This window comes from Flavobacterium sp. CHNK8, assembly GCF_019774515.1.
GTDB lineage: Bacteria > Bacteroidota > Bacteroidia > Flavobacteriales > Flavobacteriaceae > Flavobacterium > Flavobacterium tiangeerense.
The window spans coordinates 1,518,089-1,530,640 of record NZ_CP081492.1; the positions used below are offsets into that span (position 1 = coordinate 1,518,089).

Sequence of the window (12,552 nt, forward strand, 5' to 3'; positions counted from 1 at the left end):
TATATGGCACGATATTCTAGAATTGAAGTAGCAAATGCAATGGAATCAACGGGTTTAGTCCCATTGTTTTTTCATAATGACGTAGAACTTGGAAAAAAAATTATAAAAGCATGTTATGATGGTGGTGCCAGATTGATGGAGTTTACCAGTCGTGGTGATTTTGCTTTTGAAGTTTTTGGAGCCTTGAGTAAATACGCATTATCAGAACTGCCAGGAATGATTCTAGGTGTTGGTTCTGTTACTGATGCTGCTGCAGCATCGCTGTATATGCAACTTGGAGCTAATTTTATTATTACGCCTGTATTGCGGGAAGATATTGCACTTATTTGCAATCGTAGGAAAGTGCTATGGTCACCGGGTTGCGCATCCCTTACAGAGATTGCTCGTGCAGAGGAATTAGGATGTGAAATTGTAAAACTTTTCCCTGGAGATGTATACGGTCCTCAATTTGTCAAAGGAATCAAAGGTCCTTGTCCTTGGACTAGTATTATGCCTACTGGCGGTGTAACTACAGATAAAGAAAACTTAAAAAGTTGGTTTGATTCAGGTGTGACTTGTGTGGGTATTGGTTCTCAATTAATATCACAAGTTGTTATAGAAAATCAAGATTTTATTGGACTTGAAAACAAAGTAAGAAATACCCTTGAAAATATAAAACAAATTCGAGACGAAAATAAAAAGTAAATGGAAACTAATTTTTCATTAAAAGGGAAGGTGATTGTAGTCACTGGAGGAACTGGAATTATAGGGTATTCATTTATAAAAAGTATTGTTGGCGCAGGAGGTATTGTTGGTATTTTAGGCAGAAATGAAAAAATAGCAAATCAAAGAGTTCAAGAAATACAAGATAAAGGTGGAAGTGCCATTGCCTTACTTGCAGATGTTACAAATGAAGCCCAATTGCTTTTGGCTAGGGATAAAATTTTAGATGCTTTTGGTAGGATTGATGGTTTAGTAAATGCTGCAGGAGGAAATATTCCAGATGCCGTTGTGCAACCAGATCAGGATATTTTTAGTCTTAACATCAATGCCTTAGAAAAAGTGATGCAGTTAAATTTACTGGGAACCATTTTACCTACACAGGTTTTTGGTGCAAGTATTCAACAAGCAGGATCGGGCAGTATAGTTAATATTTCATCTGTAGTATCTCAACTGGCGGTAACTAAAGTTTTAGGGTATAGTTTAGCTAAATCATCAATAGACAGTTACACTAAATGGTTTGCAACAGAACTTGCCAAACGGTATGGAGATGCCATCAGAATGAATTCTATTGCGCCAGGTTTTTTTTTAACAGAACAAAACAAAACCTTACTTACAAACCAAGATGGAACTCTTACTGATAGAGGAAATCAAGTATTGCAAAGCACTCCTTTCAAACGTTTTGGTCATCCTGATGAACTTGCAGGAGCATTAATATGGTTGTTAAGTGACGCCTCAAAATTTGTCACCGGTTCTAAAATTACAGTAGATGGTGGCTTTACAATTTTTAGTGGAGTATAAATATAGTATTATAGTAAAGGTATAATAAGCGACTTATACCGTGTTTTTTTGATCGTTATTCTTAACTCCTCATAGAGAATAAAAGGATGTAAGCATAAAAGTAAGTCGTTTATAATACTCTTTCATAAAATTTCTACTTTTTTAGGGGTATTACAAGTGTCGTAAAAGAGTTTTAAATAATTTAAAATCATGAATTTAAATAGAAAAAATACAAACCTAGAGGTCTTAAATCCTATAAAAGTGGTGCAATTTGGCGAAGGTAATTTTTTAAGAGCTTTTGTTGATTATGCTTTTCAAGAGCTTAATGATTCTTTAGAATTTAATGCAGGAATTGCAGTTGTTCAACCCATAGAGAATGGTATGGTCGACTTGCTTAATAATCAAGATGGTTTGTATACGCTATTCTTGAAAGGATTAACTAAAGGACAAGAAATCCAAGAGAAAAAATTAATTACAAACTTGGTTACAGGGATTAATCCATATGTAAACTTTCAGGATTTTTTGGCTTTAGCCAAAGAAAAGGAGCTTCAATTTGTGATTTCTAATACTACTGAGTCTGGAATTGCTTATGTCTCATCAGACACTCCTTCAATGCAACCACCTAGTTCTTATCCCGCTAAGTTAACACTTCTTTTATACGAAAGATTTAAGTTTTTTAACGGTGATCCTAGTAAAGGTTTGTGTATTATTCCATGTGAATTAATTAATAATAATGCAGATACGCTTAAGGAATTCATTATCAAATACAGTAATGATTGGAATTTAGGCACTGATTTTATGGATTGGGTAAACCAAAATAATAGTTTTCATAATACGCTAGTTGATAGGATTGTACCTGGTTATCCAAGAACTGAAATTGAAGAATACAACAATCAATTAGAGTATACCGACAATTTAATTGTAACTGCTGAAACCTTTTTTCTGTGGGTTATTGAAGGTGGTGACGCTTTAAGAGCTAAATTACCTTTTCACAAAACCAGTTTAGATGTAAAAATTGTAGATGATATGCAGCCGTATAGAACGAGAAAAGTTCGTATTTTAAATGGTGCTCATACTGCAATGGTTCCATTTTCATTGCTATTTGGTAATGAAACTGTAAAACAAACTGTAGACCATATTTTTACAGGCTCTTTTGTCAATGATGCTATTTTTAAAGAAATAAATGAAACCATAGCAATGGACAAGGTTGAACTTGATCTTTTTGCAGAGGACGTTTTAGACCGTTTTAGAAATCCATTCATAAAACATAATTTATCAAGTATTGCGCTCAATTCTATTGATAAATTTAAAGTTAGAGTGCTACCAAGTATTGTGGGATATGTTAAAAAGTTTGATAAAACACCTACAAATCTTACGTTTTCTTTTGCTTGTCTCATTCGTTTTTATCAAGGAACTTGGAACGGAGAAAAACTGCCCCTTGATGACAATCCCGAAATTATAACTTTTTTTGAGGATGTTTGGAAAACAAATAGTTTAGAGGAAGTAGTTCAAAAAACGCTTTCAAATATTGGTTTTTGGGGGCAAGATCTAAATGCAATTAATGGATTATCCAATGATTTAGTGTTAGCATTGACGGAAATTGAAAAAAATGGGATTGAAAAGGGCTATGCTAATTTCAGTCAAAAAAAATAACTTCATCAACGAACTACATTTTTTATTATGCAAAAGAAATTAATAAAAGTAAACCCATCAGATAATGTAGCAGTTGCATTAGTTAATCTTACAGCTGGTGAAAATATCAATTTTGAAAATGATACAATTACCATTACTGCTGCAGTAAAAATGAAGCATAAAATTGCTTTAAATGATTTAAATTTAGGGGATAGAATCATCATGTACGGAGTTTTAGTTGGTAAAGCGAGTGCATTTATAGAAAAAGGTGGGTTACTTTCTACTGCTAATGTTAAGCATGAAAGTGACGCTGTATCTGGAAAAACAGAAACTATTGGTTGGGAAGTTCCTAATATTGATAAATGGAAAAGTCGAACTTTTAATGGGTACCACAGAGAAGACGGTCAAGTAGGGACCGAAAATGTGTGGCTGTTTTTTCCGCTTGTTTTTTGTGAAAACAGAAATATTGAAATCTTAAAAGATATTTTTGAAAAAGAACTTATGAAGCCAAAAGAGAATGATTATCAATTGTTATTAAGGTCATTAGTAAGTGCTGAAAACGGGGAAAACGAAACGATTTCAAAGACACAAAATTCAGATTTGTTTCAAAATATTGAAGTGAAATTTATAACTCATCAGGGTGGTTGCGGTGGTATTCGTCAAGATTCACATAGTTTAGCTAAATTATTAGCTGGTTATGTAAATAATCCTAATGTTGCTGGTGCAACTGTTTTAAGTTTAGGGTGTCAAAATTTACAAATCCAAATTTTTAAAGATGCGCTACACGAAATAAATCCTACGAGTACAAAACCGGTTTTGATTTATGATCAGCAACAAATAGGTACTATTGAAGCTATGTTGAGTAGCGTTGTTAAAGATACTTTTGAAGCAATAAAAAAAGCCAATGAATTGGAAAGAAAACCCGCTCCTTTGTCTAAACTTTCTATTGGTTTAGAATGCGGTGGATCTGATGGTTTTTCAGGTATATCAGCAAATCCAACTTTGGGAGTTACCTCAGATTTGTTGACGGCTCTTGGTGCTACTACCATACTCTCAGAGTTTCCAGAATTGTGTGGAGTAGAACAAGAATTAGTGAACCGTTGTGTTGATGATGAGGCTGGAGTTCGATTTTTGGAACTAATGAAATGGTACGAAAAAACAGTAGTTGATGCAGGCTCAGGATTTGATATGAATCCGTCACCTGGTAATATTAAAGATGGTTTGATTACAGATGCAATGAAATCTGCTGGAGCAGCCAAAAAAGGTGGAACTTCACCTATTGTTGGTGTTTCTGATTATGGAGAATATATTACAAAACCAGGTTTGAATTTACTTTGCACTCCAGGAAACGATGTTGAATGTACTACTGCTATGGTAGGATCTGGAGCCAATATGGTTCTTTTTACCACAGGTTTAGGAACGCCAACAGGGAATCCTATTGCACCAGTTGTAAAAATTTCTTCTAATACTGATTTAGCACAAAAGATGTCTGATATTATTGATATTGACACGGGAGGTATTATAACAGGTGAAAAAACAATTGATGAAATGGCCGATGAAATGCTGGAATTTATTATTCAAGTGGCAAGCGGCGACATAAAAACAAAAGCTGCCTTACTAAATCAGAATGATTTTATACCTTGGAAGAGAGGCGTTTCCTTGTAAATCAAAGTATAAATTTTATTCAATTATTTTTAATTGAATACTAAATAGAATTAATTAAAAACGGGTGTTGCTCAATAGCAAGACCCGTTTTTTATTCTGGATTTCTTAAGGAAGATTTTCTGATGTGTAATATTGGATTGAGAACAATCTTTTTTTCAATTTTAAAATTATCTGAAGAATTCATTTGTTCTAAAAATACTTTTGCAGCCATTTTTCCCATTTCTTGTGGGGATTGATCTATAGTTGTGATAGAAAGTTCCATAAATTTTGTAAAGGGTTCGTTTCCAAAACCCACCACACAAAAATCTTGTGGCAAAGTAAAACCTTGACTTTTTAACTCTTGTATGGCTCCTAATGCAGCAAAATCACTCGCCGAAAATATAGCATCAGGAGGTGTTTCTAGTTGTAATAATGTTTTGGTTACCAATGCTCCTTCTTCTAAATTACTTTTAGAACGAATAACATATTCCTCTATAAAAGGAAATCCATGGTCTAGTAATGCTTTTTGATATCCTTTAAAACGATTTTCATAAATTTCAAGAGATTGATCACCACTCAAATGTGCAATTTTCGTACAGCCTTGATCTATTAAATGTTTAGTAGCCATATAACCCGCTTTGAAATCATCAATAGTAATGGAGCTTACGCCATCTATATTTTTCTTTCTATCAAAAAAGATTAGCGGAACATTTTTTTCTAAAACCCTATGAATTATTTTTTCATTTTTCTTTGATTCATTTGTAATAGAAATCATAATCCCATCTACTTGTGCGTCAAGTAAGGTGTTTATATTTTCAATTTCTCTATTTTCATCTTCATGAGTTTGACAAATGATGACGTTGTATTTATTAGGGTGAAGCTCCTCTTCGATACCACGAATAACAGATCCAAAAAAATTAGTATTGATACGAGGAACAATTACACCAATATTTCCGCTTTTTCCACTTCGTAGAGCAAGTGCAAGTCGGTTTTGCTTGTAGTTCATTTTTTCGGCAGTATCTAGAACAAGCATAATGGTGGACTCACTAATTTTTGGGTTTTTATTTAGCGCTCTTGATACAGTGGCTGCTGATATGTTGAGCTCTTTTGCGATATCGTAAATTGTTATTTTCTCACTCATTGGGAATCAGTAGTTTATATTGATGCTGTAAAACTAATACTTTTTTGTTAATAATACAGCTATGTTATCGATTGTATAAATCCAAATTTAGTTTCATTTTCACGAATGTACACCTGTTTATAATGTAATTTAAATGATAATATATTGCATTAAGTAAATAAAAACAATCTTTTTTTTATAGTACTGCTATTTTTATGATTTTAATTTTGGTAAAATGAAAATAAATATATACGTTTGTGTAATCGATTGCATTACTTGATTGCAGTATTTAATAAGTATACGCATTTTTTAATTTTTAAAAATAAAATGACAGTAAAACACTCTTATACAGTTCAGTTATTCTTATCTATCGTTTTAGTGAGTATAGTGTTAATTTCTTGTTCCACAACTAAAACAAAAGAAGTTGAAGGTTTAAATCCATGGAAAGAAATGGCTTTTATATTAGATAGTATTCAGGTTCCTCATTTTCCAAATAAAAATTACAGTATTACTGATTTTGGTGCTCAATCTGGTGGGGTAATGAATGCAAGTGAGGCTTTTAAAAAAGCAATTGGTGCTTGCACAAAGAATGGTGGTGGGAAAGTAATTGTACCTGCGGGTAAATTTTTAACGGGGCCTATTCATCTTGAGGATAATGTTAATTTACACTTAGAGCAAGGTGCAGAAATAGTGTTTAGTACAAACCCAAAAGAGTATCCGCTGGTGCATACCTCTTGGGAAGGAACTGAATTAATTAATTATTCTCCATTAATTTATGCATATCAAAAAAAGAACGTTGCCGTGACGGGTAAAGGAGTTTTAAATGGTCAAGCCAATAATGAAAATTGGTGGTGGTGGTGTTCTAAAAAAGAATATGGATGGAAAGAAGGAAAACCCAATCAAAACGATCCTCTAAACCGTTTGCGATTGATTGATTTAGCTGAAAAAAGAGTGCCTGTTGAAGAGCGTATTTTTGGCGAAGGCCATTACTTAAGACCTAGTTTTGTCGAATTTTTTGATTGTAAAAATGTGCTTTTAAAAGATGTGAAAATAATAAATGCTCCTTTCTGGATTGTGCATCCTATAAAATCAGTAAATGTTACCATTGATGGAATTACGGTAGAGAGTGATGGTCCTAATAATGATGGTTGTGATCCTGAATATTCTAAGAATGTATTAATTAAGAATTGTGTTTTTAATACAGGAGATGATTGTATTGCAATAAAATCAGGAAGAGATGCTGATGGTAGGCGTGTAGCAATGAAAAGTCAAAATATAATTGTGCAAGATTGTAAGATGATTGATGGACATGGTGGTGTAGTTATAGGCAGTGAAATATCCGGAGGAGTGAGTAATGTTTTTGTTGAAAATTGTGTGATGGACAGTCCAAATTTAGACAGAGCAATCCGAATTAAAACGAATTCAAATCGTGGTGGACTTATTGAAAATGTTTTTGTAAGAAACTTAAAAATAGGACAAGTTAAAGAGGCAGTATTAAAATTAAACATGTTTTATGAGGTTTATGGCGCTAAACCAGGCACTTTTATTCCTCAAATTCAAAATATACATTTAGAAAACATAATAGTCCAAAACGGTGGAATGTATGGTATACTTGCCAAAGGATATGAACAATCTCCTATAAAAAATGTGACTTTTAAAAATGTAAAAATTATAAAAGTAAAAGAAGCTTTTTCCATAGAGAATCTGGTGGGGCTTAAACTAACCAATACCTATATCAATGGTGTAAAAGTAAACACACCAACAAAGATTTAAATTTTATTATACTAACTAACCAAATTATTAAATTATGAATTTCAGACATTTATTAAAAAAAGGCTCTGCATGTTATGTTGCCTTTTTCTTATTACTGAGCTTGTTTACAGTTCAGGAGATGAAGGCTCAGCAACCTTCCTCTGTTTCAGGAACTATTACAGACGCTGCTGGATTGACATTGCCTGGTGTAAATGTGGTTGAAAAAGGAACACGTAATAGCGCAAGTACAGATTTTTCTGGAAATTTCAATATAAAATTAACTAAGGAAACTGCAGTGTTGCAGGTTAGTTTTGTAGGCTTTGTTACTCAGGAAGTAAATGTAAAAGGAAAAAGTACTGTTAAAATCACTCTAGTTGAGGAATCTCAATCTTTGAAAGAAGTTGTGATTGTGGGGTATGGTAGCGTAAAAAAAACGGATTTAACAGGTGCAGTAAACACTCTATCATCGGCTAAAATTACTGAAAGAAATGTTACTAATCCTCTAGAGGCTATTCAAGGTGGAATTGCAGGAGTTCAAGTAACATCAAACTCAGGTAGATTAGGGGATGGTTTTAATGTTGTTATTCGTGGCTCTAATTCTATTAATAAAGACGGTTCAAAGCCTTTATTTGTTATTGATGGTGTTCCTACTGACAATATGGATTTTTTGAATCCACAGGACATAGCCAGAATGGATGTTTTGAAAGATGCTTCCTCTGCAGCAATATATGGTTCAAGAGGAGCTAGTGGAGTAATTATTGTTACTACAAAAGGTGGCGCTAGTGCAAAATCAGGAATCAATGTTTCTTATGAAACTTCATATGGAAACAAGCAAGTAGCACGATTACCACAATTTATGAGTGGGGAAAAATGGTGGAGCTACCATCAAGCGGCTTTTTTGCCTACATCACTTTCCTCAACAGTACCTAACTATGCTAGTATAACTCCAGCTTTATTGACTGCTAATGTAGGAGCTACTGGGACAAACAATGTTTTATTACAAAGAGTTGCTAGAAACCAAACTTTTGACTGGACTGATGCGGTCTTGAGAGGTGCTATGACACAAAATAATTACTTATCTATTTCAGGTAGAGGAGAGTCGGGGATGGCTTACAACTTAGCAATAGGACAACAAAAAGAAACAGGAAACGTTCAAAATGAAAGTATTGATAAATATACGTTCAAAGCAGGTATAAATCATCAAGTTAATAGCAAATTTGGTTTAGGGGTAAATTTAACTTTATCAAAAACAGATGAGCAACTAGGTAGCCCAACCGCTATGCAAGAAGCTTTTAGACAAAATCCATTTACTTCACCTTGGGCAATTGATGCGGCAGGTAATGAAATCATTGGAACATTGGCGTTACAGCCAGGAACATTAAGATATCCAAACGGTACTTTGGCTATCAATAAAACAGGATCTATAAATCCATTGCTTGAAATTGAAAATTCAACAGATCAACGTGTTAACTGGACAACGATAGGTAATGTTTTTGCAGAGTACAAAGCTACTAGTTGGCTTACCTTCAAAACTACATTCTCAGCTGGTAAATTAGATTCAAAAAGAGGTAAAGCTTTTGGTCCATTAACTAATATTGGAATAGCGAATAAAAATTTACTTTCAGGAGAAATTGACAATCTTCAAAATTTCAATTATACTTGGGATAATCAATTCAATATTAATTATACCTTAAATAAGGATCATGTTTTCAACTTTTTAGGATTGCAAAGTTTATACAGTAATACAACCGAAACTTCTTTTTTATCTTCTCGTGAAAACCCATTTGATACTGATTTTAACAATCTTGGATCAGGTCCTCAAAACACGTATAATGTTCGTTCAAACTTCTTTAAAAACACTTTGAATTCGTATGCGGCGAGATTGAATTATACCTTCAAAGGACGATATTTATTAACTGGTACTATAAGAGCCGATGGTTCATCAGTATTAGCCAAAGGTAACAAATGGGCATCTTTCCCATCGGTTGCAGTAGGATGGAAGGTAAATGAAGAAAGTTTCTTAAAAGATGTTTCTTTCATTAGTAATTTAAAATTGAGAGCCAGTTTAGGATACACAGGTAACGATAATGTTACACCTTATTCAAGTTTGAGTGTACTAAGAAATTCAACTTTTTATGATTACAATAGTACCACTTTAAGCAATGGTTTTATTCCTTCAAGTTTAGGAAATCCAGAGCTTACTTGGGAAAGAACAAGAGAAACTAATTTTGGTTTGGATTTTGGGTTTTTAAGAAACAGAATCTCGGGAAGTGTAGATGTTTATGATAGATTATCGGATGATTTGTTGTTTCAACAAGCGCTTCCTTTAGAAATGGGAATTCCTATCATTACTTCAAATGTAGGATCTGTAAGCAATAAAGGTGTAGAGGTTGCTCTTTCTACTAAAAATATTCAAACTAAAAATGTTACATGGGAGACAAGTTTTACTTTCACTAAAAACGTAAACAAATTGGTTTCTATTTACAACCAAAAAGAGGTGAGTGATGTGGGAAATAATTTGTTCATAGGTGAAAATATTAATTCATATTATAATTTTGTTTTTGATGGTGTTTGGCAAGAGAGCGAAAGAGCTCAAGCAGCAATTTACAATCAATTGCCGGGTGAAGCACGTGTAAAAGATTTAAATAATGACGGAAGAATAGATGGGAACAATGACAGAGCGATTTTAGGTAATTTTGATCCAAAGTGGACAGGAAGTTTTTCTACTTCATTAAAAGTGCATCAATTTGATTTTGGATTGTCTTTAATAGCAAATCAAGGGATGACTGTTTTTAGTGATTTTCACAACAACTTTGCAGATGTGAATGATCGTGGTCGCCAAAAATTAGATCTTCAAGATTGGTACGTACCAGCAAACGGTGCGGGTATTCCTCAACAATTTTCAAATACGAATCCTTTGCCAAGAGCTGCTGGTGTGTATTATACTAATAATGATGTTGCTTTTTATAAAGACGCTTCATTTGTTAAAATCCAAAACATGTCATTTGGTTACAGTTTTGATGATGAATTATTAGAAAAATTGAAAATTAAATATTTAAGATTGTATGTAAATGTTTTAAATCCATTTGTGTTTACAAATTATGAGGGATATGATCCAGAGTGGGCTACAGCGTCACAAGCAATCAATCGTGTAGCATCTACTACTATTCAAATGGGAGTAAGTTTAAAATTTTAAATTAAATTAAAATGAAAAAAATTATAGTAATTATAGGGATTCTAGCATTATCAATGAATTCTTGTTCCTCATTTATTGAGGAAGACAACAGATCTTTGGGAAATCCAGAAGAGTTTTACTTAACCAATCCTGGATTTGAAGCTTTAGTAAATACCAATTATTTCATGCTAAAAGATATTTATGGGGGTAATCCGTGGTTGTTTGAAGCGGGTACCGACTTATATTCTGAAGGAAGAAATATGGAACCTGATGGTTTGAGTAAATATGCTAATTTAGATTCGACATCGGATGGAGTAGATCAATTATATAAAACGTGTTATGCCGCAATACAGCAAGCCAATGCAGGTTTATACTTTGCTCCATTAACTGCTCCAAACACAAATTTAAATGCTAGAGTAGGAGAATTGAAGTTTTTACGTGCTAATGCTTATTTTTTATTAGTTCAAACCTATGGTGGTGTACCTCTTGTTCTTAACTATTTTAAAAGTCCAGTTCAATCATTTGATAGAAATACTGCTGAACAGGTATATACACAAATTTTAAAGGATTTAACAGAGGCTTTGCCTGCAGTAGCTACTGGCGGATACACAGGAAGGGTTAATCGTAGAGCAGTTCAAAATTTGCTTGCAAAAGTATATTTGACACGAGGTTATGAAACTTTTGGAGCTTCAAATGATTTTGCAACAGCTGCATCATTAGCTGACCAAGTAATTAGTGGTCAACAGTTAAATGTGTCATTTGATAACGTTGTTCGACCAGGAAATGAAATGAATGCTGAAACTATTTTTTCGGTTCAATTTTCACCACTTGCAAATTCAACAGGAGTTACAACTTTAGGAAATGCCCAAGGGTATTATTTTGGACCTTATTTAGGACCTGCAGCAACTGGGAATCCATATCCTAACAGAAGCTACACCTTGTTACCTACACCATATGCATTATCTTTATTCGAAAAAGGCGATCGTCGTTGGGAAGGTTCTTTTATGACCGAAATTTATACGCGATACTATGCTTTTTATGAGGTGACTGATAAATCAACTTTAAAAATAACTGACTTTTATGAGCCTAGCTGGTTCACATTAGCTGACAGAGCTGCTTGGAAAACTGCGAATACTCCAAGATATCAAAATGCAGCTACATTTAGATACCACAATTGGGGAACATTCGCATCTTCATCTAATGTTAGTGCGGATTATGCGACAATTCCAGTTCGTAAATTTGATGATCCAACGGCACCTTACGGAACAGCTACTAATAACAGAGTAAGTACCCGAGATTTTATCATATCGCGTTTAGGTGAAACGTATTTAGTTGCTGCCGAAGCGTATTTGAAAGCGGGTAATCCTGCAACAGCTTTACAACGACTTAACGAAGTACGAAGAAGAGCTGGTGGAGGAACTGCAGGAGTAATTCCAGTGCTTACAACTATTGATATTAATACTATTCTTGACGAAAGAGGTCGTGAATTACTGGGTGAGTACCACCGATGGTTTGATTTAAAACGTACTGGTACTCTTGTAGCTAGAACGGTTTTATACAACCCAAAAATAACTAGTGCTGCTGTTTTTAATGGAAAAAATGGGAATTTGAAAGTTTTAAGACCAATACCACAATCGGTATTAGATTTAAATAGAAGTACCAATTATCCACAAAATCCAGCTTATTAATAATTTAAAGATTTTGGTTCAATAATTTTTTTTGAGTTTGTTAAAAAAAGGGGTTTGATGTT

The 12,552-nt window shown here is 33.6% G+C and carries 8 protein-coding genes; 7 read left to right on the forward strand and 1 reads right to left on the reverse strand.

Features of this window, described 5'->3' with window-relative positions; translation table 11 throughout:
• Nucleotides 1–3: 3 nt before the first annotated feature.
• From K5V07_RS06325 to K5V07_RS06340, 4 genes are all read left to right on the forward strand, one after another.
• Nucleotides 4–684 carry a bifunctional 4-hydroxy-2-oxoglutarate aldolase/2-dehydro-3-deoxy-phosphogluconate aldolase gene (locus tag K5V07_RS06325; RefSeq protein ID WP_221916822.1) on the forward strand — a complete coding sequence of 227 codons (681 nt, stop codon included), beginning with the start codon at nucleotides 4–6 and terminating at the stop codon, nucleotides 682–684.
• Nucleotides 685–1,500: an SDR family oxidoreductase gene (locus K5V07_RS06330; protein ID WP_221916823.1), complete on the forward strand. Its 816-nt coding sequence runs from the start codon at nucleotides 685–687 to the stop codon at nucleotides 1,498–1,500. It abuts the gene before it with no gap.
• Between the two features lie 186 nt (nucleotides 1,501–1,686).
• The gene (locus K5V07_RS06335) at nucleotides 1,687–3,132 is read left to right on the forward strand and encodes a tagaturonate reductase (protein ID WP_370632515.1); all 1,446 of its coding nucleotides are present in this window, start codon (nucleotides 1,687–1,689) and stop codon (nucleotides 3,130–3,132) included.
• A 27-nt stretch (nucleotides 3,133–3,159) separates the two neighbouring features.
• Nucleotides 3,160–4,776, forward strand: a complete 1,617-nt coding sequence (locus tag K5V07_RS06340) for a UxaA family hydrolase (RefSeq protein ID WP_221916825.1) — start codon at nucleotides 3,160–3,162, stop codon at nucleotides 4,774–4,776.
• A gap of 91 nt (nucleotides 4,777–4,867) precedes the next feature.
• Here K5V07_RS06340 and K5V07_RS06345 read toward each other — a convergent pair whose 3' ends face one another.
• Nucleotides 4,868–5,896 carry a LacI family DNA-binding transcriptional regulator gene (locus K5V07_RS06345; protein ID WP_221916826.1) on the reverse strand — a complete coding sequence of 343 codons (1,029 nt, stop codon included), beginning with the start codon at nucleotides 5,894–5,896 and terminating at the stop codon, nucleotides 4,868–4,870.
• Nucleotides 5,897–6,202: 306 nt separating this feature from the next.
• Between K5V07_RS06345 and K5V07_RS06350 the strand changes: the two genes are divergently transcribed.
• The 3 genes from K5V07_RS06350 to K5V07_RS06360 are packed head-to-tail and all read left to right on the forward strand — an operon-like array spanning nucleotide 6,203 to nucleotide 12,490.
• Nucleotides 6,203–7,648, forward strand: a complete 1,446-nt coding sequence (locus K5V07_RS06350) for a glycoside hydrolase family 28 protein (RefSeq protein ID WP_221916827.1) — start codon at nucleotides 6,203–6,205, stop codon at nucleotides 7,646–7,648.
• A gap of 34 nt (nucleotides 7,649–7,682) precedes the next feature.
• The gene (locus K5V07_RS06355) at nucleotides 7,683–10,823 is read left to right on the forward strand and encodes a TonB-dependent receptor (RefSeq protein ID WP_255577758.1); all 3,141 of its coding nucleotides are present in this window, start codon (nucleotides 7,683–7,685) and stop codon (nucleotides 10,821–10,823) included.
• Nucleotides 10,824–10,834: 11 nt separating this feature from the next.
• Complete coding sequence (locus tag K5V07_RS06360) at nucleotides 10,835–12,490, forward strand: RagB/SusD family nutrient uptake outer membrane protein (RefSeq protein WP_221916828.1); 1,656 nt, start codon at nucleotides 10,835–10,837, stop codon at nucleotides 12,488–12,490.
• The last annotated feature ends 62 nt before the right edge of the window (nucleotides 12,491–12,552 follow it).